Source organism: Limnothrix sp. HT2024 (genome assembly GCF_059138625.1).
The window spans coordinates 78600-102579 of sequence record NZ_CM181121.1; the positions used below are offsets into that span (position 1 = coordinate 78600).

General features: G+C 52.8%; 23 protein-coding genes. 11 read left to right on the forward strand and 12 right to left on the reverse strand.

Annotated features, from left to right (window positions below):
- The first annotated feature begins 344 nt into the window (after positions 1-344).
- Entirely contained in the window at positions 345-1682 is a 1338-nt protein-coding gene (locus AC2IAX_RS00325) for a gluconeogenesis factor YvcK family protein (protein ID WP_494390443.1), read from the forward strand.
- Between the two features lie 529 nt (positions 1683-2211).
- Positions 2212-3879 carry an iron uptake porin gene (locus AC2IAX_RS00330; protein WP_494388825.1) on the forward strand — a complete coding sequence of 556 codons (1668 nt, stop codon included), beginning with the start codon at positions 2212-2214 and terminating at the stop codon, positions 3877-3879.
- Positions 3880-4205: 326 nt separating this feature from the next.
- On the opposite strand, the gene AC2IAX_RS00335 is transcribed toward AC2IAX_RS00330, so the two are convergent.
- The 5 genes from AC2IAX_RS00335 to AC2IAX_RS00355 form a co-directional block, all read right to left on the reverse strand.
- Positions 4206-4340: a hypothetical protein gene (locus AC2IAX_RS00335; RefSeq protein ID WP_494388826.1), complete on the reverse strand. Its 135-nt coding sequence runs from the start codon at positions 4338-4340 to the stop codon at positions 4206-4208.
- A 12-nt stretch (positions 4341-4352) separates the two neighbouring features.
- A complete protein-coding gene (gene cynS, locus AC2IAX_RS00340) occupies positions 4353-4802 on the reverse strand; it encodes a cyanase (RefSeq protein WP_494388827.1) in 450 nt (149 codons plus the stop codon).
- A 72-nt stretch (positions 4803-4874) separates the two neighbouring features.
- The gene (locus tag AC2IAX_RS00345; protein ID WP_494388828.1) at positions 4875-5735 is read right to left on the reverse strand and encodes an ABC transporter ATP-binding protein; all 861 of its coding nucleotides are present in this window, start codon (positions 5733-5735) and stop codon (positions 4875-4877) included.
- Positions 5736-5759: 24 nt separating this feature from the next.
- Positions 5760-6590 (reverse strand): ABC transporter permease, encoded by an 831-nt coding sequence (locus AC2IAX_RS00350; protein WP_494388829.1) that lies wholly within the window; start codon positions 6588-6590, stop codon positions 5760-5762.
- 14 nt (positions 6591-6604) lie between these two features.
- Entirely contained in the window at positions 6605-8182 is a 1578-nt protein-coding gene (locus AC2IAX_RS00355; protein WP_494388830.1) for an ABC transporter substrate-binding protein, read from the reverse strand.
- Positions 8183-8250: 68 nt separating this feature from the next.
- Between AC2IAX_RS00355 and AC2IAX_RS00360 the strand changes: the two genes are divergently transcribed.
- Positions 8251-8424, forward strand: a complete 174-nt coding sequence (locus AC2IAX_RS00360; RefSeq protein ID WP_494388831.1) for a hypothetical protein — start codon at positions 8251-8253, stop codon at positions 8422-8424.
- Positions 8425-8500: 76 nt separating this feature from the next.
- Here AC2IAX_RS00360 and AC2IAX_RS00365 read toward each other — a convergent pair whose 3' ends face one another.
- Entirely contained in the window at positions 8501-9277 is a 777-nt protein-coding gene (locus AC2IAX_RS00365; RefSeq protein ID WP_494388832.1) for a response regulator transcription factor, read from the reverse strand.
- Positions 9278-9412: 135 nt separating this feature from the next.
- On the opposite strand from AC2IAX_RS00365, the gene AC2IAX_RS00370 reads away from it, so the two are divergent.
- Both AC2IAX_RS00370 and aat read left to right on the forward strand, forming a co-directional pair.
- The gene (locus AC2IAX_RS00370; protein ID WP_494388833.1) at positions 9413-10681 is read left to right on the forward strand and encodes a PAS domain-containing sensor histidine kinase; all 1269 of its coding nucleotides are present in this window, start codon (positions 9413-9415) and stop codon (positions 10679-10681) included.
- A 330-nt stretch (positions 10682-11011) separates the two neighbouring features.
- Entirely contained in the window at positions 11012-11593 is a 582-nt protein-coding gene (aat, locus tag AC2IAX_RS00375) for a leucyl/phenylalanyl-tRNA--protein transferase (protein ID WP_494390444.1), read from the forward strand.
- 191 nt (positions 11594-11784) lie between these two features.
- On the opposite strand, the gene AC2IAX_RS00380 is transcribed toward aat, so the two are convergent.
- Together AC2IAX_RS00380 and AC2IAX_RS00385 are read right to left on the reverse strand one after the other, a co-directional pair.
- Entirely contained in the window at positions 11785-12654 is an 870-nt protein-coding gene (locus AC2IAX_RS00380; RefSeq protein ID WP_494388834.1) for a hypothetical protein, read from the reverse strand.
- A 267-nt stretch (positions 12655-12921) separates the two neighbouring features.
- Positions 12922-13524, reverse strand: a complete 603-nt coding sequence (locus tag AC2IAX_RS00385; protein WP_099532910.1) for a DUF1517 domain-containing protein — start codon at positions 13522-13524, stop codon at positions 12922-12924.
- Positions 13525-13887: 363 nt separating this feature from the next.
- Here AC2IAX_RS00385 and AC2IAX_RS00390 point away from each other — a divergent pair, with 363 nt between their 5' ends.
- Positions 13888-14652, forward strand: a complete 765-nt coding sequence (locus AC2IAX_RS00390; RefSeq protein ID WP_494388835.1) for a hypothetical protein — start codon at positions 13888-13890, stop codon at positions 14650-14652.
- 419 nt (positions 14653-15071) lie between these two features.
- Here the strand turns inward: AC2IAX_RS00390 and purF are convergent, their stop codons facing one another.
- The 3 genes from purF to AC2IAX_RS00405 all read right to left on the reverse strand — a co-directional run bounded on the left by purF (position 15072) and on the right by AC2IAX_RS00405 (position 22014).
- Positions 15072-16556, reverse strand: a complete 1485-nt coding sequence (gene purF / locus AC2IAX_RS00395; protein WP_494388836.1) for an amidophosphoribosyltransferase — start codon at positions 16554-16556, stop codon at positions 15072-15074.
- Between the two features lie 339 nt (positions 16557-16895).
- A complete protein-coding gene (gene purL / locus AC2IAX_RS00400) occupies positions 16896-19223 on the reverse strand; it encodes a phosphoribosylformylglycinamidine synthase subunit PurL (RefSeq protein ID WP_494388837.1) in 2328 nt (775 codons plus the stop codon).
- Between the two features lie 172 nt (positions 19224-19395).
- Positions 19396-22014 carry an AAA family ATPase gene (locus AC2IAX_RS00405; RefSeq protein WP_494388838.1) on the reverse strand — a complete coding sequence of 873 codons (2619 nt, stop codon included), beginning with the start codon at positions 22012-22014 and terminating at the stop codon, positions 19396-19398.
- 234 nt (positions 22015-22248) lie between these two features.
- Here AC2IAX_RS00405 and AC2IAX_RS00410 point away from each other — a divergent pair, with 234 nt between their 5' ends.
- Positions 22249-22584: a nucleotidyltransferase domain-containing protein gene (locus AC2IAX_RS00410; RefSeq protein WP_494388839.1), complete on the forward strand. Its 336-nt coding sequence runs from the start codon at positions 22249-22251 to the stop codon at positions 22582-22584.
- The gene (locus AC2IAX_RS00415) at positions 22581-22961 is read left to right on the forward strand and encodes a HEPN domain-containing protein (protein WP_494388840.1); all 381 of its coding nucleotides are present in this window, start codon (positions 22581-22583) and stop codon (positions 22959-22961) included. The genes AC2IAX_RS00410 and AC2IAX_RS00415 overlap by 4 nt, the downstream gene beginning before the upstream one ends.
- Here the strand turns inward: AC2IAX_RS00415 and AC2IAX_RS00420 are convergent, their stop codons facing one another.
- Positions 22962-23183 carry a hypothetical protein gene (locus tag AC2IAX_RS00420; RefSeq protein ID WP_494388841.1) on the reverse strand — a complete coding sequence of 74 codons (222 nt, stop codon included), beginning with the start codon at positions 23181-23183 and terminating at the stop codon, positions 22962-22964.
- 92 nt (positions 23184-23275) lie between these two features.
- Between AC2IAX_RS00420 and AC2IAX_RS00425 the strand changes: the two genes are divergently transcribed.
- From AC2IAX_RS00425 to AC2IAX_RS00435, 3 genes are read left to right on the forward strand one after another with little or no spacing between them, the layout of a single operon-like run.
- A complete protein-coding gene (locus tag AC2IAX_RS00425; protein ID WP_494388842.1) occupies positions 23276-23548 on the forward strand; it encodes a helix-turn-helix domain-containing protein in 273 nt (90 codons plus the stop codon).
- A complete protein-coding gene (locus AC2IAX_RS00430) occupies positions 23549-23812 on the forward strand; it encodes a helix-turn-helix domain-containing protein (RefSeq protein WP_494388843.1) in 264 nt (87 codons plus the stop codon).
- The gene (locus AC2IAX_RS00435; RefSeq protein ID WP_494388844.1) at positions 23813-23980 is read left to right on the forward strand and encodes a helix-turn-helix domain-containing protein; all 168 of its coding nucleotides are present in this window, start codon (positions 23813-23815) and stop codon (positions 23978-23980) included.

Genomic DNA, 23980 nt, shown 5'->3' on the forward strand with positions numbered 1-23980 from the left:
TGGGGGACAAGGGGCTTGAGCATCTTGTTACAACGACTGGGACATGGAAAATCAATCGTTTCCACCTGATCCTAGGAGACGACAGGCCCTAAGCCTACGTCCTTGAAGACGTTCTTGAATACGTGCTTGAAGGAGACGGTAGCCATTGGCCAGAACCCGATCCCCCACCAATGGTTTAATTTCCCTGCATCCCGGTAGCTGCTGCCGTTGCCGCCGTTGTAGCCCCAGTGCTTGTTGTTGATTCTGCTTGCTTTGGCTTTATTTGTCCGTTTTTCCCCACCTTTCCCTTGAAGAATCGACTGTCCTACTCAACCGTTCACTGGCTCAGCAACCTACCGCGAGCCATTTTGCAGCGCCGCGCCCCCAAACGAGTTAACCAATGGGTGAAGTGGCTTGCACCGGGTCTGTTGGTCAAGCGCTGGCTGCTGACCAGTGCGAGCGGGGCGGTGTTGGTGTGGTTTGGGGCGGCCATTTGGACAAAGCAAACCCCGGTGTTTTACACCACTCAATTTTTGCAAGAGTTTGTGGGGCGCTTGGCCACCCTAATTCCCAACAATGTTTCTGGGCCGCTGGTGTTGGCGGGGGGGTTGGGGTTGGTCTTGTGGGGACAAACACGCACCCTGGGCACGATCGCGGAAGTGCTGATGCCCGATGGGGATGAGGAGTTGATCGATCGCCTCTTGACCCATCGGCGGCTGAATCGGGGGCCGCGCATTGTGGCGATCGGGGGCGGCACGGGCCTTTCCACCCTGTTGCGAGGCCTGAAGCAATACAGCGCCAATATCACGGCCATTGTGACGGTGGCGGATGATGGCGGCTCTTCAGGACGGCTGCGGCGCGATTTTGGGGTGCTGCCACCGGGGGATATTCGCAATTGCTTGGCGGCCCTGTCGGCGGAAGAGCGGCTGATGACGGCTTTGTTTCAATATCGCTTCACCACCGGTAGCGGGTTGGCGGGCCACAGCTTTGGCAATTTGTTTTTGACGGCCATGAGCGACATCACGGGAGACTTGGAACAGGCGATCGATGCCAGTTCCCAAGTCTTGGCGGTGCAGGGGCGGGTGCTGCCGGCCACGCTGGAGGACGTGGTGCTCTGGGCCGAGCTAACCGATGGCCGCTACGTGGAGGGCGAGTCGAACATCAGCGAGGCCCATGGGCAAATTGCCCGCATTGGTTGTTCGCCGTCCAATCCTCGGGCCGTGCCTCGGGCGATCGAGGCGATCGAGTCGGCGGACTACATCATCATTGGCCCCGGCAGTCTGTACACGAGCGTAATCCCCAATCTGTTGGTTCCGGAAATTACGGAGGCGATCGCCCGTTGTCCAGCTCCTCGGATCTATGTGTGCAACGTGATGAGCCAACCGGGAGAAACCGAGGGCTACACCGTTTCGGATCACATCCGGGCGATCGACCAGGCCTGTGGTCAAAAGTTGTTTGATGCCGTGTTGGTGCAAAAAAATCCCCCATCCCCCAAAACCCTCGATCGCTATGCCCGCGAACATAGCCACCCGATTCAGCTCGATCGAGAAGCAGTGGCCCGTCTGGGTCGCCGAATCGTGATCGCCAACGTCATTGACGAAGATCCCCACACGGGCCTCATTCGCCACCATTCGGGCAAGTTAGCCCGCGTGTTGCTCCGTTGGTTCGATCGCGCCGCCGCCCACAATCTCGAGAATTCTTAGGGCCAATTGCGCCGTTGCCCTAGGGCTAAGGCCGCCGACGGGCTGGATCGGGGTTATGAGGATTGGGTGGGGCGATCGCTGGAAACGGTGCGATCGGCTCCACAGAGCATCAGAATTCATCCGTATTCATCCGTTAATTAGCCCTTGCAACCCGTTATGTTTGCTCACTGGGTGTTGGTGCTGCTGGGGCTGTTCCGCAATTGCGAGTTATCAATTTCAGTAATTTCACGCAGAATCTATCTTGCGTTATTGAGGCCTTACATCAATAATATTTTGTCTTCATTCTGCCTTGGGTCGAGCCAGAATTCGCTAGAATGACGATCAAAACTGATTCATCGCCGCTTAATTATCTTTTCATAAATCAGATTGAGAATCATTATCTTTCTGATGAATGCACAGGAATTTAGCTGCTGGCTGGCGATCCTGGGAGGGCAGTAATTTTGAGGAATTGCTGCCAGCTTTTGATGGTTAAAGGCTGGGGATGAATTCAGTTTGCAATGGACTTAGATTTTTCGTGTGAGGTTTGCATATGTCTCGGTTCCATTGGCGATCGCGCTTAACCCCGATCGCTGCCCTGGCCCTGTTGGCGGCGGCTCCCGCTGCGCCGGCTTTGGCCCAATCCGTTAATTTGACTAGCCCTGACTTGGCCAATCCTGACTCGATCGGGGCCGTGGCCGACACCAGCGAGCTGATCAACGACCTCAACCAATACGGCCAAGAGGGACGCAACCGCCGCACCAGCAGCGCCGATCAGGTCACCTCCGTTTCGCAACTGTCGGACGTGCAACCCACCGATTGGGCCTTCCAAGCCCTGCAATCGCTGGTGGAGCGCTACGGCTGCATCGCCGGTTATCCCGACGGAACCTACAAGGGCAACCGGGCCATGACCCGCTACGAGTTCGCGGCCGGTTTGAACGCTTGCCTCGATCGAATCCAAGAATTGCTCGTGACCAATGTGGCCGACTACGCCACCAAGGCCGATCTAGAAGTCCTGAAAAAATTGCAGGACATGTTCAAGACCGAGCTGGCCGCGCTGCGCGGTCGCGTAGACACCCTGGAAGGTCGGATTTCTTACCTGGAGAAAACCCAATTCTCCACCACCACCAAGCTGACCGGGAACGCCATCCTCGGTTTGCAAGGGGGAACCCTCACGGGCGATGACGACGACAGCAACGCCGAAAACGTCACCTTCAGCAATCGGGTGCGACTGGTGTTCAACACCAGCTTCACGGGCCAAGACACCCTGACCACCCGTTTGGAAACCAACAATGTTCAGAACCCGCTGAACGATGTGACGGGCTTGGGTTCCCTCAGCTATGGCGACGGCGACAGCAACCAAGTCAGCCTGACCTATTTGGGCTATCGCTTCCCGATCGGGGAAAAAGTGGAAGCCCTTGTGGGAACCACCGGGTTGGATTTGGATGACATCCACGACACCCACAACCCCTTCCTCTATGGCGACGGTTCCGGGGCCCTGTCGCGATTTGGCGATCGGCCGCCCGTGTTGCGTCAACCGGCCGATGCCGGGGTGGGCTTGGTTTGGAGTCCCAGCGATCAATGGTCGATCGGGGCCGCCTACATGGCCGGCAACGCCGCCAGCCCCAGTGATGGTAGTGGCCTTTTCGGCGGTAGCTACAGCGCCAGCGCCAGCTTGAACTACAAGAGCAGTGACAGCCGCTTCAGCGCCGGCCTGTTCTTTGCCCACAGCTACTACTCCAACGACGATTACCAATACGCCGACGAAGATTTGGGCCTGTTGGGTCGCACCGGCACGCGCCGCACGATCAACCCCTTTGGCGATCATTCCGCCGTCAGCAACAGTGTTGGCCTGCAAGCGAACTATCTGTTCTCGCCTAAGGTGGGCTTGAACGGCTGGGTCGGTTACACCAAGGCGGAAGATGCCCAAAGCGACGACAGCATCGATGTGCTGAACTGGGCTGTGGGTTTGGTCTTCCCCGACTTGGGCAAAGAAGGCAACCTGGGATCCCTGTTGGTGGGTCAGCCGCCGACGGTGATCAGTGCGGATGGCGTGGAAGAGGATGACGAAACGCCGATCCACGTGGAGGCACTCTACCGCTGGGCCGTGAACGACTTCATTTCGATCACGCCGGGAGTGATTGCGGTGTTCAATGCGGACACGGGCAACGACAACAACACGGCCGTCTTGGGCGTGGTTCGCACCGAGTTCAGTTTCTAGGTTCCTGGTGCTCCTGACCCAAGATCAGGGTTTTAACGATTAATTGGGGCTAATGGTTCGATCGTTCCCAATTTCCAATCATTCATGGAATCATCGTTGCCCAATTCTTGAATGATTTTCTCGTTCTTTTATCCTCACCTTTTTGACGAACTGCGATCAAGCGATCGCAGTTTTTTTGTTGAAAAACCAGAACAACAGCTAGAAAATCGCGCGATTACGCTGATTGATAGTGCCGTAATTCAGTAATGATGAACGGCGAAAAGTCTTACAACATCAGAAGTCTTTTGCAAAAAATCATCACCTCACAGGCACTATCTTTGCGCCTATCAAAACCAATGGGTCAACAATTGGGCACTGTTAGAAATGACTTGCCAAAGTCCGATGAAAGCTAAGATTTTGGTGATGTAGGCCAGCCAATCGGTTTTGGCGGTTGGTCTAGCGGCAGCGTGACGCTGTTTCATGGTTGATGCTCCTTACCACTTTTTGTAGGGCAGGAATTTGCCATTCATGGTGATTTTCACGCGATCGCCCTTGGGATCTTCTTCTTTTTCAATGTCCAAGGTGAAGTCGATCGCGCTCATGATCCCATCGCCAAACTTCTCGTGAATCACCGCCTTCATCGGCATGCCATAGACCTGCATGATTTCGTAAAACCGATAGATCAGCGGATCGGTGGGAACGACAGGCCCCAGCCCTTTCACCGAAGATTCCGTCAGTTCTGGCACCAAATCGTCGCTGAGTCCCAGAGCGTTGAGCAGCTTGCTAGCTTCATCGGCCGAGGCAGAAGCTTGGCGATAGATCACCGCCGCAATCCACACTTCATCCCGACCGATCGCTTGTTCTAGCTCCGTGAAGGTCACCCCTTTTGCCTTTTTAGCAGCCAAAAGGGTTGCGGTGATTGCGGGAATTTCAGTGGTAGACATACTTTTTCCTCTCAATGTTTGGTTTTTTGTGCTGACTTGAGCAGGGTTAATTCTGTGCGTTGATGGTGATAGCTATTTCCGCACCCGAGACTCTTCTACAGCCCGAGTTTCGTAGGAAAGATGCTGCTCCATGGCTGCTTTCAGTTCGTGGTAGCCCGGATATTGATCCAGTTCTTCCCGGCGGCGCGGCCGAGGGAAGGGCACATCCAACACCTGCGCAATCCCCGCAGCGGGCCCCCGCGTCATCATCACAATTTTGTCAGACAGCAGCAGCGCTTCTTCAATGCTGTGGGTAATCAGAATCACAGTCTTGCGTTCTTGCTCCCAAATTCGCTCAATTTCGTCTTGAAGAAAACCGCGTGTGAGCGCATCCAAAGCGCCAAACGGTTCATCCATCAACAAAATTTGGGGATTAATGGCTAATGCCCTGGCAATGCCGACCCGTTGCTTCATTCCCCCCGAAAGTTCATGGGGATGTTTTGCTTCAGCACCCCGTAGCCCCACCAAACCGATGTAGTCTTGAACGATGGATTTTCGCTGGGCAATTCCCATGGCCGGGTAGACCGTTTCCACAGCAAAATCGATGTTTTCAGCAACCGTCATCCAGGGCATCAAGGCATAGTTTTGGAACACCACACCGCGATCGGGGCCAGGTGCGGAAACGGGTTGACCATTGATGCTGACTTGTCCCGTGGTGGGCTGAGACAAGCCCGCAATAATGTTCAGCAACGTGGACTTGCCGCAACCCGACGGCCCAATGATCGAAACGAAGGTGTTAGGCTCTACTTCTAGGTCAATATCTGCGATCGCCACAAAGGGTTTTGAGGTGCGCCGCAGTAATTTATCCACCGTGCCCGTGCGTCCCGGAAACACTTTGGAAATGCCTTGCAGTGTCAGATGTGCCACTGGGGGTTCAAGGGAGGGGAGCGCCATTTTAGATGCAGAAGATTGCATGGGTTAAGACCTTTGACCAAAGGAAACTCGATGCTGCAATACACCAAAGAGGTAGTCCATCAATAGCCCCACCAGCCCAACAATCAAGATGGCAGTAATGATGCTGGTGATCTTCAAGTTATTCCATTCATTCCAAACGAAATAACCAATTCCACCACTCAACAGAATCTCCGCTGCCACAATCACCAACCAGGCAATTCCTAAGCTGATCCGTAGCCCGGACACAATGTTGGGGGCAGCGGCAGGCAAAATCACTTTGGTAATGATTCGCCAACGGGAAGCACCTAACGTGTGGGCCACATTCAAATAGGCTGGATCCACATTGCTGACCCCAAATTTGGTGTTAATCAAGGTGGGCCAAATGCTGGTGATGGCAATGACAAACAGGGCTGTTCTTTCCGAATCTCGCATGAGCGCCAAGCCCAACGGCAGCCAAGCCAACGGAGAAACGGGGCGAAGGATTTGGATGAATGGGTCAACGGCTTTGGAAACCACGGGCGATAGACCAATCAGAATGCCCATGGGAATGGCGATCGCCGTGCCAATCAAAAAACCACTCAAAACTCGGCGCAAACTGGTCAATAATAAGAGACCAATGCCCTGATCATTCGGCCCATTATCAAAGAATGGGTTCGAGATCCAAAACCAAAGATCAGCGATCGTTTGGCTAGCAGAAGGCATGATGGGCAGGAAGAGTTTTGCATTTGCCCCTAACTCCCATAGCCCCAAGAACACCAGCAAAATGGTGATGAACAGCAAGAACGCCTGTTGATCGGTATTCAGCCGAAATGGCTTAACCTTCGGTGGGGCAGAGCGGAATACTTCATGGGTCATGATGGTAAACCTCTCTAGACTTTAAACTTCTTGATTTGCTCATCAACATAAGCAGCGGGGTCTTTGGGATCGAAGGTATCGTACTTGAGCTTTTCAGATCGCTCGGCAGTACTGGGCGGGGTTTGACCCAATTCTTTCTGAAGTTCTGCTGCCAAATCTGTCAGGAAGATATCTTGGGAAATCTTGTCGTAATCGGCCTTGTCTTTGGGCATCAAATCCCAGCGCACCAACTGTGTTGCAATCCACTTGGAAAAGCTCTTCCAGGGATAGGGATCAAACCCGATCCGATCGGGCACATCTTGGGTATTGCCCAGCCCATCTTCAAACTTGCCCGTTAGCACAGCTTCCACCACAGGCAAGGGTTGATTGAGATATTTACGCTCAATCAAAGCTCTGGCAATTTCAGGACGATTAGTTGGCGTATTTGCATAGGCAGCCGCATCAATGATCGCCTTGTTCACAGCCCGGAAGGTGTTGGGGTTTGCATCAATCCACGGTTGACTAGCGGCAAAAGCACAGCAGGGGTGTCCTTCCCACAGGTCTTTGGTCAACATGTGAATGAACCCAACCTGCTCAAACACTGCCCGTTGATTGAAGGGGTCAGGCATCAACATGGCATCAATTTCACCTGCTGCCATTTTGGCAACACTGTCCGGCGGTGGCACGGGTGAAATTTGCACATCTTTATCGGGATCCAGCCCCCCCGCCGCTAGGTAATAGCGAATCAGCATATTGTGCATCGAGAAGGGGAAGGGCACGCCAATTTTAAAGCCCTTGAAATCTTTGGCTTCCTTCACCTTACCTTTATGCTTAGCAGCAACGGTAATTGCTTGACCATTGATGTTTTCAATGCTGGCCAGCTTGATGGGAAATGCTGCTGAACCTAAGCCGAGGGTAATCGCGATCGGCATGGGAGAAAGCATGTGATAAGCATCCAATTCACCCGCGATCGCAGAGTCTCGAACCGCAGCCCAGTTGGGCATCTTTTTCACCTGCACATTCAAGCCATATTTGCTGTAGAAACCCAGCGGCTCCGACATCACGATCGGTGTTGCACAGGTGATGGGAATGAACCCGATCGTTAGGTCTTTTTTCTCCAAATTCGTTGGAGCATCAGCCGCAGGGGACTGATCTGTCGTGGGGGCTTGACCCTGTTGTGGGCCGCAGCTAGCAGCGGCGATCAATGCTCCAGCCACGACCACCCGTTTTAGGAATTCTCGCCGGCTAAATTCACTGTTGTGAATGGTGTTGCTGAAAAATTCTGTGGAGTGAACACCGAATGCGGCTGCAAATACTTGATCCAGCCCGCCCGCTTCCTTAATCAGTTCCTGACAAAAGCGCTCTCGCTCTGGGTTGCCGCCCATTTGTCGCAGCAGCAGCGCTTCTTTCATCTCCACTTCAGTCAGTGTCTTGGCCAGCTCTAGGGTTTCAGGCTGGTACAGGCCCATCCGAATGAGATCATTAACGAGTTCTGCTGGATCATGGGGCATTCCTTCAGCCGCTTGCCAGTGATCCTGAGGAAAATGAGTTCCTCCACAGGGGCAACGACTGAGTTCGACTTGAGCCTGAGAGCGAATATCCACTGATGACATGAGCTGCTCCAATTGGTATTGCGCAGGACAACATTCGGGTCTGTTGCTTTGCACAATACCAAGGAATAATGGGCGATCGCATTAGAATTTTTTTGGCAAGAGTAGGATTTTTTTTCGCTCTTGAAAGAACAACCAAGGACTCTGTGAGAAATTTAGAAAGTTCTCATTTGAAAAATAATGCACTGGAAGTCCCTAATTTCAAAAAAATCAAGCAAAAAGCGTCAATTTTTCTGAAATTTTGAAATCACATCTGCGCTTTATGCAGAGATAGTTCTATACACAGATAATTGATCTATTTTGTTGTATTCAATACCATTCCTATGCGAATCGTAGTCGCACAGAGTTTCGCCAGGACTGGGGGGGATTGCCATAGAGCTGACGAAATTGGCGAGTGAAGTAAGCCACATCCGCATAGCCCACTCCCGCTGCAATTTGGCGCACGGGTTGGTCGGTTTCGCAAAGTAACATCCGCGCCTGGGACATACGGCGTTCCGTAATCCAACGCTTGATGCTGTAGCCCGTTAGCTCTTGGGTCAAATTCGTTAAATAGGCGGGAGAATAGCCGACCGCTTTGGCCACATCATTTAACCCGATCGGGCGGTGATAATTAGCTTCGATGAATGCAAATACGGGTGATAAACGGGAACAGTCGGGAAAAATTCCGTTTTCGGATTGACCGTTTATTTTGCTTTCTGCTGGAGATGCATGAAAACTCGCTGCCAATTGGGCTTTTCGTTCTAAGCGAGTAGCGATCGCCGCTAATAATTGCTCAACGCTACAGGGCTTGGTTAAATAATCATCTGCGCCCAATTCCATCCCCTGCCGCAAATCTGCCATGGTTGCTTTGGCAGTGAGGAAAATGAAGGGAATTGCAGCGGTGGCCGGATGGCGACGAATGGCCGATAGAACGCTGTAGCCATCGAGATCGGGCATCATAATATCGCAGATAATCAAATCTGGCAGATGCATTTGGGCTAACTTAATCCCGATCGAACCGTTTTCAGCCTCGATCGCGCAAAACCCCTCAAACGTCAGACATCCCATAAAGATGCTGCGGGTTTGCGCTTCATCCTCAATCACCAAAACTTTTGTCATGAACTGCCTGATTTACAGTGATGACCTGGGTGGTGTACCATGCCGGCCAAGTTTCGGGCGTATTCTCCAAGCCGTGTAGTGTAAGAGGATACACATCCTCATCAGTCGCAAAATTTGTCAGGAATTCTGGACATCATGCGGCAATATTATTGGTCACAGCCTGTTTCAAAGCCGACCACGACACCGGCCGAGGCGCATCTCTCCGCTTTACGAGCATCACCGGAAACCGACCTAGAAACCCTGCGTCGCCAGCATGAGCTAATCCTGAACGCGGTGGGCGAGGGGGTCTATGGGCTGGATTTAGCAGGTCGAGTAACCTTTGTGAATCCAGCGGCGGCCAGCATGATTGGTTGGGAAATTCAGGACTTAATTGGTCAGTCCATGCATTCGGTTTTGCATCATTCCAAACCCGATGGCCAACCCTATCCCATCCATGACTGCCCAATTTATCAAGCTTTTCAAGATGGACGAATTCATCGTGCCAATACGGAAGTTTTTTGGCGCAAGGATGGATCGAGCTTTCCCGTTGAATATATCAGCACACCCATGCAAGATCAGCAGGGAAATGTGATTGGAACGGTGGTTACCTTCCAAGACATTACCCAACGAAAATGGGCAGAAACTTTGTTACAGCGAACCAATGAAGAGCTTGAGTTAAAAGTGCGCGATCGCACGGCTCAACTTCATCGTGCCAATCAAGAATTACAAGAATTAAATGATCTCAAATCTCGCTTTGTTTCGATGGTTTGTCATGAATTTCGCAATCCGCTCAATAATATTTTGCTGTCAGCATCATCACTTGACCGTTATGATGCACAACTTTCCCATGAGCAGCGTCAAAATTATCTTCAGGGAGTCAAGAACGATGTAGAGCGCATGACTCAAATGATTGATGACATTCTAGTGATTGGTAAAACTGAGGCTCATAAGCTAATGGTTCAACCTCAGCCGATCGAGCTAGTACGGTTTTGCCATAGCCTAGTAGCAGAAATGCAAGCGACATCTGATCAACAATCACTATTGGTGTTGAGTCGGCATCGCCACCTGATGGCCAACTTAGACGAAAAATTATTGCGATCGATTCTGACCAATATTCTCTCTAATTCAATTCGATACTCTCATCACCATCAAAGCCCAATTTATTTGCGGCTATCAAAGCGTAGCAGTCAGGTAACATTCCAAATTTGCGATCAAGGTATCGGCATTCCCCGCGAAGATTTACCCCACCTATTTGAACCTTTTCGTCGAGGTAAAAACGTCAGCAATATTCCTGGAACTGGGTTGGGTTTGAATATTGTCAAGCGATTTGTAGACTTGCAGCATGGAACAATCAAAGTAGATAGCAAGCTAAATGTGGGGACGACTTTTAAAATTACGTTGCCGCTTGGTTGGAACGAAACATAAAAATAAGCCATCAATTGCGAAACTAAGCGAGCGATCGCATCGAAATCGCCCAAGTAAGCATTTCTGATTTGCACATCGTGTAGACAACATTGTGATCAGCATCGTGATTGAGTGCAATAGATTGACCATTGACTGATCATTAAAAGGAGCTGAACATGAGTTGAAGCCCATTCATTGCACAACAACCCCAGTATTGTGCAAGGTTGTATGGGGCTGGCTGGTCAGTTGCAGAGATTCAGAGGATTGGTTGCATGGGGATCGGGCGATCGCGCTAGAATCGGCTCCACTGTGCTATTTCAAGGGCCGATGGGCAACACCACCGACTCCTGCATGTCCCAATACGATATTCCGGCGCTGATCGCTGGCTATTCGCGCGGCTATTTTTTAATGGCCGATGAAACGGGTAACGATTTGGGCTGGTATTGCAGCCGGGAACGGACGCTGATTCCGCTAGACGATCGCTTCCGATATCCCAAGTCCCTGCGGCGAGTGCTGAATCAAAATCGGTTTACGGTGGCGATCGATCGAGCATTTCGGGATGTGGTGGAAGGCTGTGCCGATCGGGACACCACTTGGATCTCGGAAGAGCTAAAGGAAATTTATTGGGCGCTCCATTGCGCTGGCTATGCCCACAGTTTTGAAACCTGGCAGGGCGACCACCTGGCCGGCGGCATTTTGGGGATTGTGATTGGTGGGGCATTCATTGGCGAATCGATGTTTTATCAAATTCCCGATGGCTCAAAGGTGGCAATGGTCAAGCTGGTTGAGCATCTGCGCCGTCGAGATTTTCTGTTGTTTGATGCCCAAATGATGAATCCACACTTGGAACGATTTGGGGCTTACAACATCCGCGATCGCCACTATGAGGTGCTGTTGCATCGCGCAACCCAGCATCGCTGCTCATTTTGCTAGACCTTTTGCCAGGGGTTAGCAATGCGGTTAGCAATGCAGTTAGCCAGTTTGAAAAAGTCAGGGATCAAAAAGCGATCGACTCCCCTGTTTCAGGAATCGATCGCCTTGCTCAAAACGGCTAGTTCTGTTGGAATTCGCTCCGCAGGCTACCGCTCATTGGGCGGTAACCAATGGGGATCGATTGAGATCGACTACCGACGGCGGAAGCTGCCAAAGCTCGATCGCATCCGCACGGGCGATCGCCCAAAGCTGCTGCCAAAGCTGCTGCGGGGCCGGGGAGCCGCCACGCGGCGGTTAGGGGTGCTGCGGAAGGTGCTGCTCCCAAAGCCGGAGCCAGTGGCCTTGGCTCGGTTGTTGGCGGCCGGGCGGTTCAGCCCCGTGGCGTTGCGAGCCACATTGCCGGTGGCGCGGAACTGCTGGCGATTGCGCTCAGCCACGGGGGCAGCGTTGTAGCGGTTTTGATAGCTGCTGATGGCATCACCGTAGCTGCGACCATAGCCGCCATAGCCCACCAAGGGGCGACCGGGCAGATAGGCGGGGGGCAACACGTAATGGGGCGCAAACAGAGCATTCGCCACCACTTGACCCGCGATCGCCCCCGCAAAGGGCGACCAGAAGCTAGACTCACGGCGAACAATCACCGTTTGTTGCTCACCCGTTTGGGGATTGGTTTGGACAGCGGTTTCGCTATGGAGATATTCGATTTTGAAGTCTTCGTTGAGGTACAGCACGGGCTGACCATCTTTCATGGCCAGGTAGGGCTTTTTCCCTTGGGCGATCGCCTCGTCATCCAACCGGGCCATCTGCAACTCAGAGGTACGAAAAACCGGCGAAGCACCAGCGGGCGTGTTTAACAGCATCAGGGCATATTCCCCCGTGCCGTCGTCATAGGCGGCCTGCTGAACTGGATAGTCGCCCGTGGGCAGGGATTTGGCAGCACTGGGCGCGGCGGCCACAATAGCGCTGGGCAAAGCTTCCGCCCGCACCACCATTGGTGAGCCGGTGATCGTGACCCAGGCGATCGCGATCGCCAGTACCAAAGCCAATAATTTTCGGAGCATAGGGCTATCTCAAAACAACAAAATCACGCTTGAGGCCATTGGGCGGCCAAGAAGCTGAGTCCTGTGGGCCAAGCCAGCAATGGGCCAAGTCTGCAATCCGCCAGCAGCGAATCGATCGCGCGGTGACGGCCGAACCAAGGGCCGCAGCCCCAAAACAGCAAGCCAAAACAGCAAGCAATCATTGATTAAAAAAGACCGACCCTGATTCCTCGGATTGCGATTCCGATGGGACGGCATTCCTCCAAAAGACCCCCGAAGCGGGAGTTTCTACAGCGGAATCAGTTCCGGGAAATTTTGCAGGAGCTGATCATTCGTTAGCTCATCTCCCAGGCGGGCAGGGGCAAAGTGTACCTGCACGGCCCGCAATTTTTGATTGTAGTGGAGGTTTGCCAGGGCCTTGAGACCCGTTGCTAAGGCTTCAGAATCGGCCAAATTGGTTTCGAGGCTGGGGACTTCGCCTTCATAGCCCACCGTCAACATCACCAACAGGTTGCTCGTGGCCGGGAGGGTCAGCAGGTCGTCATCCAGTTGACTGGGCAAATCCAGGTCAGGTTGGCTGAGATAGCGGGCCGCCGAGTCGGTGAATAGGTCATTGAACCGATCGCCCGCTTCTCCTTCATCCCAAAACACATCCCCCTCATTGCTGGCGGACTGCCAATAGGTTCGATATTGCAGCAGGCTTTCGCAAAGGTCTGACAGGCCCTGGCCCAAAACGTCCAAGTCCCCTTCCGCTTCGATCGCCTCCCGCGCAATTTGGTTGAGCTTGCCCAGCAAGGGGGCCACTTCTGACCCAGCTAGATGCACAAAAATGCGGGTGACGACGAAGCGGCTTTTGCCCGTCAGTCGATTCCACTGATCACCTAAACTCATGGTTCTGGAACGCCGTTGACGCGATGTTGACGCGGTACTGATTCGGTCTTGATTCGGTACTGATTCGAGATCAAATCAATACGGTTTGAATGCAAATTGAATGCAAAGGGAGTGGCTCAAAATCCAAAAGCGTGCAAGCCTTGGCTTGCTTACTGTCCAGCTTATCCTGTGGAGCAGGGGTGGCTCTGGCGAGATAACCGACCGCTGGCCGGCCTAGCGGAATGATGGCCGATCGGGTATCGACTGCGTTGAATTCCTGAAGTGTGGTGGGGCGAGGGGGAGTTTTAGGGAAGCGATCGATCGCGCGATCGGGTCACATGGACAGCGTTTGGGCGATGATTCGGCGGTAGTCGGGATTTGGGAATGGTGAAAGGTGTGCGGAGTGGCTGGCGAGCGATCGGGTTGGTGGGCTGTCTGGGATGGCTGTGGGGTGGAATCCTGACCCCAGCCGGGGCCAAGCCGGGGCCGGTGGTGCAAGCGCCCCAAACGCCCTTGGACTGGCGTTATCAATATCGCAAAGTGCGCCATCCCCAAGGCTTTTGGGCGATCGAACTGCCGATCGATTGGAATATGCCGCTCCATCGGGATTATCACTCGGTGTTCTATAGCGAGCCGATCGCCCCGTCGCAGGGGTTACAACCCAAACCCCTGCCCCGATCGCTGATTCGGTTGGATTTGGTGCTGCTAGATCAATCCATGGCAGCGGCGGAAACGGATTTAACCACCCGGGCAGAAGCGGCAGGATTGACCTTAACCGAGCGATCGACCCTGCGCTTGGCCGGGCGATCGGCTGTGCGAATGGTTTTAGATCAGGCGGTTTTAGATCAAGTGATTTCAGATCAAGTGATTTCAGAGGCAAAAGACACAAAACTAGAAGCGGGCCCAGAGTTCGATCACACCTGGTTCACCTTGATTCCCGTCACCCCGCGCTTGAGTTTGTTGCTGGTGGGGAGCTATAACCCCCGCGACAATCCGACGGCGGAGGCGGTGCTGACTAAAATTCACCGCTCGATCGAGCTGTTTTTTGAGCAACCCACCGACATACGCACGCCGGCCCAGCAGTTGCTCCCCCTGGAGTTGCCGCCCTTGGAAAATTCACCCAGCGATCGAGAACCCCAAACCCCCTAGTACCATGACAGGCTTAATACATTGGGCCAAAGTTGCGGAGCCAGTCGTGGTAACAAGGGGCTTAGGGCCGGTCGTCATTTCCCAGGATCGGGCGGAAACGATTGATTTTCCATGTCCCAGTCGTTGTAACAAGGGGCTTAAGCCCCTTGTCCCCCACGATCTGCCAACGGCGGAATTAAGGTTTCAGGCGATTTGACGACACGCCCTAAGCCCCTTGCTGCTTAACGATCAGGTGACGGTAACAGCCATGTGATTTAACTCAGCGAATTAAGGCAGCCACGCTACTAGAAATAATCCAATTCAAAACAACTCAAAATAATCCAATTCAAAACAATCCAAACTATCAAAACCATCGAAAAAGGGGCGATCGAGAAGTTCGATCGCCCCGCTGGTTAATCCTTAGTTAATTCATTGGTGATTCAGGAACCCACCGTGGCCGGTTCCAGCTTTTCCAACATCAGCTTCGATCGCTTCAACATGGCTGGCACTGGAATTGGGTAGCGACCATTGAAACAAGCCGTGCAGAAATTCTGCGTAGCATCTTGGGTCGCTTCCAGCATCCCTTCTTCGCTCAGGTAAGCCAGCGTATCCACACCAATTTGATCAGCGATTTCCTGCACCGACTTGGTGGCCGCAATCAATTGCGATTGGTTATCGGTGTCGATGCCGTAGAAGCAAGGATGGGTGACCGGCGGCGAAGAAATACGCATGTGAACTTCCGTGGCTCCCGCATCCCGCAAGGCTTTTACGATCTTGCGGCTGGTGGTTCCCCGGACGATCGAATCATCCACAATCACCACTCGCTTGCCCGCAAGCACATCCCGCAGCGGGTTTAGCTTCATCCGAATTCCCGACTCCCGCATGGTTTGGGTCGGTTGAATGAAGGTGCGGCCCACGTAGCGGTTTTTGATCAACCCTTCGGCGTAGGTGATGCCCGAAATTTGGGAATAGCCGATCGCGGCAGGAACACCGGAATCGGGCACAGCAATCACAATGTCCGCATCGATCGGGGTTTCGATCGCCAAGCGCCGTCCCAACCGCATTCGATAGCTGTAAAGGCTGTCGTTGTGGAACTTGCTGTCTGGGCGAGCGAAATAAATCATCTCAAAAACGCACAGTTTCGGCTCCGGCTGCGTGGCCCAAAAGAAGGAGGCGAGACCATCGTTCGTGATCCAAACCATTTCCCCCGGTTCCACATCCCGCAGATATTCCGCGCCGATGATGTCTAGGGCGCAGGTTTCCGAAGCCAGCACATAGCGCTCGGGCGCACCGGGCAGCGTGCCAATCACCAGCGGCCGCACGCCATTGGTGTCGCGGGTGCCGATCATGCCGTCGGGAGTGCCAATGACCAAACTGAAGGCCCCTTGGCATTGCTGGAAAGCGCGAATGGCCCCTTCCATCCAACCCAAACCGCTGTCCACCTCTTGGCCAATGGCGATCGCGATCGCCTCGGAATCCGTGGTGGTGGCAAACTCACAGTTACGGGCGGCCAAGGAATCCCGCAGTTCTGCTGTGTTCACCAAGTTGCCATTGTGGGCCAGGGCCAAAGACCCCAAACGCGTTTTCACCACGGCCGGTTGCGCATTGACGCGCCGGCTAGATCCGGTGGTGGAGTAGCGGGTGTGGCCCACGGCCAAATTTCCCGGTAGCTCTTGCAGGATTTTTTCGTTGAAGACTTGCGAAACGAGGCCCATATCCTTGTGGACATGTACCGTTGAGCCATCAAAGGTGGCAATCCCCGCTGATTCTTGACCCCGGTGCTGGAGAGCAAAAAGGCCAAAATAGGCAAGGGTGGCGACGTTTTCGCCCGGCGCGTAAACCCCAAAAACGCCACAGGCTTCTTCGGGTTTGTCGGGCCGATCGCCCATCAGATCGAACAGGTCTTCAGACTCGGAGGGAAACATTGGGCGACAATGACTCCTAGCAGCAAGAGCGGGTGAATTAGCAAAAAGACGGTCGGAATCGTGGTCGAGTGAGGCTGGCGCGAGTAGTTGGCGCAACGGTTCCTAAGCCAGGTCATCCCTGGTGCAGCGATTGGAAGCCAAAAAAAATCGGCTACTCAGGAAGTTAACAAGCTCTTAACGATCCCGCCTTAACAGTAACAGAAGTTGCGGAATCGATCGGCTGTGGCGATGGCGAATTCAGGACGAGTCCTTGGGAAATATCGATCACCCGGTAGAAACCCAGAATTCCGGTAGGTTTCAAGTAGGGGCGATCGGCCGTACGCCCCTACCCGATCGCCCCTAGACCAACCGCTCCATGCGCCGGGCGATCGCCTCGCTCCAACCTTCGGACAAATTCGCCAGGGTTGCATCCAGGGCCGTTGCGCCATCCGGTGCTTGGATCACCAGCCGATCGCCCCCGACGGTTCCCAGCTTGGCCCAATCGGAGCCGAGCTGATCCGTCAACCAGGCTTCAAACTCGGCCGCACGATCGGCCGCCACGGACACCACGATCCGCGCGCCGCCTTCGCCAAACAGGGCCGCATCCCAACGATCGCTCCCGGGGTCGATCGTCACCGTTGCGCCCAGGTTGCCGCTAATGCAGGACTCGGCCAAGGTGACGGCTAGGCCACCTTCGGCGCAGTCGTGGGCCGATCGAATCCAGCCCTGGCGAATCCCATTACGGCAAGCGGCTTGCACGGCCCGCTCCCGATCGAATTCCACCACGGGCGGCCGACCGGCGATCGTGCCATGGATTGCCGCCAAATAATCCGATGCGCCGAGGGTGACGGGAGCCGTTGCCCCCAGCAGATAAATCCGATCGCCGGCCGACTGGAAGCCCTGGCCCGTCACCGTGGCGATGTCCTCCACCAAGCCAACCATCCCCACAACCGGTGTGGGATAGATCGATTGGGGCTTGCCCTCGGAATCCAGGGTTTCGTTGTAGAGCGACACGTTGCCGCCCGTGACCGGCGTGCCCAGTTCCCGGCAGGCATCGGCCAGGCCGCGGCAAGCATTCGCCAGTTGCCAATAGCCCACGGGCTTCTCGGGGCTACCGAAGTTCAGGTTATCGGTCACGGCCAGCGGTTCTGCCCCCACGCAAGAGAGGTTGCGGGCCGCCTCCGCCACCACACCCAAAGCCCCTTGGTAGGGATCGAGGTACACATGGCGAGCATTGCAGTCCACCGTGGCCGCCACGCCCTTGGTGAAGGGGGTGGTCGCGTCGGTCACGAGTTGGGGCCGCAGCCGCACCACCGCCGCATCGGCCCCGCCGGGCACAATCACCGTGTTGTTTTGCACCTGGTGATCGTACTGACGATAGACCCAGGATTTCGAGGCGATCGAGGGGGTTTCCAGCAGGTTTTGCAGCACCGCGCTCCAGGGGCGATCGGGCAGTCCCGCCACGGAACAAGCGGGCAACGAGGCCGGCGACCAAGCCCAAGCCTGTTGCGCATAATCCGGCGCTTCCGCCATCAGTTCCCGGCGATAGATCGGGGTGTTATCTGCCAGGGCCGTCGCCGGAATTTCCGCCGCGATCCCACCCTGGAATCGGATCCGGACGATCGGCTCTTCGATCACTTCCCCGGCCACCACCGCTTGCAGACCCCAACGGTGGAAGATGTCGATCAGTTCCTGTTCGCGGCCTTTGTGCGCCACAAACAACATCCGCTCCTGGGATTCCGACAGCAGATATTCGTAGGGAACCATCCCCGACTCGCGCACGGGGATTTTGTCGAGATCCAAATCGATGCCCACGCCGCCCTTGGCCGCCATTTCTGCCGTGGAGCAGGTGATACCCGCCGCGCCCATATCCTGGGCCGCCGCCACTGCACCGGTTTTGAAGGCTTCGAGGCAGGCTTCAATCAGGGATTTTTCGAGGAACGGATCGCCCACCTGCACGGCCGGGCGATCGTCCATGGATTCATCGGTTAGCTCGGCGCTGGCAAAGCTGGCCCCGCCCATGCCGTCGCGGCCGGTGGTTGACCCCACGTACAGCACCGGGTTGCCCAGCCCGATCGCCCCGGCCTTGACGATTTCGGGTGTTTCCATCAGCCCCAGAGCCATGGCATTTACCAGCGGGTTGCCACTGTAGGCGGGGTCAAAATAAACCTCACCGCCGACGGTCGGCACGCCCACGCAGTTGCCGTAGTGGGAAATGCCGGCCACCACCCCTTCAAACAGGCGGCGGTTGCGCGCGTCATCCAGGGAGCCAAACCGCAGGGCGTTGAGAATGGCGATCGGGCGGGCCCCCATGGTGAAGATGTCCCGCAGGATGCCGCCCACGCCGGTCGCCGCCCCTTGGAAGGGTTCCACGGCGGACGGGTGGTTGTGGGATTCGATCTTGAAGGCCAGGTGCAGCCCATCGCCGAGATCCACCACGCCAGCGTTTTCGCCGGGGCCCACGAGGATGCGCGGACCGCTGGTGGGAAATTGGCTAAGCAGGGGGCGAGAATTCTTGTAGCAGCAGTGTTCCGACCACATCACGCCAAACATCCCCAGTTCGGCTTTGTTGGGGTGGCGGCCCAGTCGATTCACAATATCGACGTATTCATCGGGCTTGATGCCTTCGGCGGTGATTTCAGCGATCGGGAAGGGTGCGGATTCGAGAACGGTTTCGGGGGTTGACACGGCTTTGGTGGCGCGATTCAGAAAGCGCCCTAATTGTACAACCGAGGCGATCGGCGGGGCCGCCCCCACCCCCAGGGGCGATCATTGTAAGCAATCAGATGATTGCAGTACCCGTTCGTATAAAGTGCTCTGAAAGCTCTAGATTTTACCTTTACTCATTTGCATTATTAACTCATCCTTGAGCTTTTTTAGGGACTTGAGTAGTTCCTTCAACTACCTGATCTACAGAAGAAGCACTTCTTATAAGAGGCAAATCTTGTTTTAAGTGTTCTTGGTCACTATTTAGTGAATCAGGTTCCTGGCTGCTCAACAGTCCAGCATATTGGATTAACTCTAAGCCCTTCTTAAACCCATCAAAGTCTTTAATAAGTTGGTTTGGATAAGCCTCTAGCTCTGAGTCTCTTCGAAGATTCTGAATTCTGCTCTTGATAGCGTCAATCTCCTGCTGTGACGATTTATCTTTGAAGCCTTCCAATGCATCCTCTATTCTTTCCAATAACAAAAAACCATCATCACATCGAGCTTGATCAGGATGAGCAGCTAGAAATTCTTTTTTGATTCTCGAAATTCTCTCAGAGATTTTTTCATTTCTGACTTGCTCTTGAGCTTTGCGTTGCATTCTCCCTAGTCTTCTAAACAACTCTTTGAAGTTGCCATAAAACTGCTCTACTGCCTCCTGTCTCTTTGAATCATCACTGTTCTTCCACTTTTCAACAACCTCAATAACATTGCGAGCAAAGCCAAGCTTATTGATTTTGATATTTCTACCACTACTGTTTATGGCCTCTTGCAAAGCACTAAGAATAGTTTTTGAATCTGCTTTTTCAAGAATAAGGTTTTCTGTTAAAAATTCAAGATCTGATCCACTAATGCGTAAAAATTCAATAAAGTATTCCTTAACTGCCTCTATACAGATGGGTAAAGGGATAAGATCTTCAGTCTCAACGTCTGTTGTACTGCTTATTGCAAAGCTACATGAGTTTTTAAGATCACCTACTTCCAAGATGAACTCAGACGGCAACACAGGCGTTCTTTTCTTTTGGTATTCGCCGCCACACTGTAACTGCTCTTTTGCGTCTCTTCCAGATTTATCGCTATCTAAGAGAACAATGACTGCTGGTTGGTCTACATCACGTCCTCGGGCCAAGTAAACCAGATAAGGAATATGAGGCGCTCCACCAGCCGGAACAATGGTGACATGGTTCAAGTCAAGGGTGTCGTACTTTGCAATGCGATTTTTTTCTGGATCAATAGTTCTTAAGTGCTTGATTGCTCCAGCAAGAAGTACTTGATCAGCAATACCCTCAACCATTAAATTGCAATTGCCAATGAAGGTAGTTTCTCCGACAAATGCTCCTATTGACGAACGAAGTGGCTCATAGTGATTTTTAGAAGCATCACGAACCACTCGTGTTCCTTCATCTTCACTACCTTTTTGTAGTACTCGAATTCGTTCACCATGATTCTTATCAATAAGAAATGGTGAATGGGTCACATAGACAACTTGTATGGCATATGGAAGGTGCGAGCCTGGACCGGGATTTGCAAACGAGTCGAAAACTTTTAGTAGGTCTTGTTGAGCCTGGCTAGACAAATAAGCATCAGGCTCATCCATGACTAATATCTCTGAGCCACTCGAACTCTCTTCATGAGAGCGATACTGAATGTAATAACTAAGGAAGTATCTAAGTCCTTGACTTCTCTCTTCAAATGAGTACTCAGTTCCCGTCTTGTCAGTGATAGTAAAGACTAGATCGTAATCTCTAGCCATAACTTTCAAGGAGAAATTGGTATCTTGAACCCAATATTCGGGAAAGTTTAAATTTGTAGATAGCTGACGGTTTATTTTATCGATAATGCCATTGGCATACCCTTGCCTGCCTTCTTGAATAGCATCTGCTAGGTCTAGAAGGGCATCTGGGTCAACCTGTCCAATTTTACAGATCAGCTTGTATGCAAGCTTATATTCTTTCAAATTTTGACTATACGTAGTTCCAGATTGCTCTAGAATTTCAGAAATCGACTTGAAGGTATCAATACTGTCTGGATCATTAACTTGTTCCTTGAATGAGCCTGGCCAAGAGGGAACTGTGGTTACAATATCAGGAGTAGCTATGAGCTTATCAAACTCTTGAATGATTTGAGTCCTATACTCTCTTCCTAAGTTCTCAAATTTTCTACACTCTGAAGCTTCAGCTTCTTCAATTTCTGCCAAAAGTCTAATAGGAACACTGGAAGGCAAGGCAACATCAGCATTGATTTCCAATATATCAGGCAATAAACCCTCAATAGTCTCTACTTTGACACTGGTATCCAACTCAAATGGTGTATAGCCTGTTTGGCTGTTGGGGTCCTTTGTGTAAATGAGTGAGTTTGAAGAATTTACCCTGAATAAGAAAAATTCTTTAAGGGGTAGTGACTTAGTACCATCAATGCACCCTCTTATAACCTCGCGCTCTGCGTCAGAAATCTCAGTCCACTGAGTTCCGAAGTCAGGAAATTTCAGTTGATTTTTACGAACAGTAAACAAAGGAGAGTATCGACAAAAGTCTCTCCGTTCAATATCTTTTCCGGTAATAGCCTTTTTTATTGCACTGAGAAGATGAGACTTTCCAGACTCGTTAGCACCGACAATAGTTGTAATTTCTCTTTCAATTGGTACTTCTACGTATGGGTAAAATACACCGTCGATTAGCTCCCAAGGCTTGGGCGTGACTCGATCATCGTTTCTTCTCAAAAAATCATTGTTAAATGACTTATAAAACCTTATCAAAACTTTCTTGAGAAGCATGGCTGTACTCTCTAGATTAACCTGCCCTATATCATAGTCAAAATCTTGTCTAAATTGCAAGCCTTTTTATGGACATGTAGCTCACAAAACGCATAAGTCATTTCGAGACCTTACACGGACTGGATGATGCAATTCAGAAAACGTTTTAATTGTGCAACCGGAGCGATCGCATGGCGCTATCTCTTCTCCCACAGCTAGAATCAGGGCAGATTGCGCGATCGCCCTGCTAATCCCATGGAAGCCCCCGATTTACCAGCAGTTCTGATTCCCATCACCCATCAACTGCGGGCATACTTTCAGCAAACCTACCCCGATCGCCTCGATCGATTAGTGCTGTTCGGGTCATGGGCGCGGGGAGAGGCAACCGGTGATTCAGACTTGGATCTATTGGTGGTTTTACGCGATCCGGTTTCACCAAGCCAAGAAATTAGCCAAACCAGTGAGTTTATTGGCCAACTTTGCCTAGATCACAACATTTTGATCTCGCGACTCTTTATGGGGCGATCGCGCTTTGAAGTTGAGAATTCCCCCCTGCTACGAAATATTCGGCGCGAGGGAATTACACTATGACTCCAGAACAAGCCGCTCTTTTGGCAAAGTCACAGCGTAGCTTACAAGCAGCCGACAGCCTATTGACGCAAGGCTTCTATGATTTCGCAGTTTCTCGGGCTTATTACGCTGCATTTTATATTGCAGAAGCCTTGCTCGATCACGCAGGGTTAGCCTTTTCGAGTCACGCAGCAGTCATTGGCGCTTTTGGACAGCATTTGGCTCGGACAGGGATTGTTCCCGTGAAATTTCACCGGTTTCTAATCGATGCACAGGCCCAAAGAACTCGCGCTGATTATGACACCAACTCTGATCTTTCTCTCGCTGATGCTCAAGCATTAATTGAGCAGGCACAGGAACTTTATTCCATTGCCATAGACCTACTGCGAGACGAATAGCTACATGCGCGATCGGGACAAGATGCGGACGACTTGATCGGGCTGATCGGTGGGGACGGCGGGACTCCAGAGGATGGTTTCACCGATGCCGCAGAGGTGCAGGCTCTTGACCAGGCGATCGACCCACTCGCTTTGGCCCACGAGGATGATCCGGTTGCAGCGATCGTCCAGATGGTTCAGGCGTTCCAGAATAGGGCGATCGCCATTACTTGGGTTAGTCATATCAATTGAGTGCTGCGAATTGACAACAAATTCACTGTAATCGATCAAGTTGTCAACTCGCAACCTTTACGCAATTTCCCGAGTTTGACACCATGAGCGGCATGGGAAAAGCCGGGAAAGCATTACGCGAAACGTTACAGCAGCACAACCTCACGCAAAATCGTTTAGCCGTGACGATGGGAATTGCGCGCGGCACGATGAGCCATTGGGTGGCGGAAACGCGCGACCCGACGGCGGAATCGATTCCAGCGATTGTGGATGCGCTGGAGCAGTTGAACCCTGAGGCGGCGCAGGCTTTTGTTGAGGCCTATTTGGGCCGGGCGATCGGGGAGCTGTCACCCAAGCAATTTGGGCAAGAAAATTGAATGGGAAAAGCCGGAAAAGCACTACGCACAACGTTGCAGCAATACAACATCGCCCAAAATCGCTTAGCGGTGACGATGGGCATCAATCGCGCCACTATTAGCCATTGGTTCGCAGAAACACGCGACCCGACGGCGGAATCGATTCCGGCGATCGTGGATGCGTTGGAGCAATTGAATCCTGAGGCGGCGCGGGCCTTTGTTGAGGCCTATTTGGGCCGGGCGATCGGGGAGCTTTCACCCAAGCAATTTGGGCAAGAAAATTGAATGGGAAAAGCCGGAAAAGCACTACGCACAACGTTGCAGCAATACAACATCGCCCAAAATCGCTTAGCGGTGACGATGGGTATCAATCGCGCCACCATTAGCCATTGGTTCGCAGAAACGCGCGACCCAACAGCAGAATCGATTGCTCCCACGGTTCTGAAGATTTAG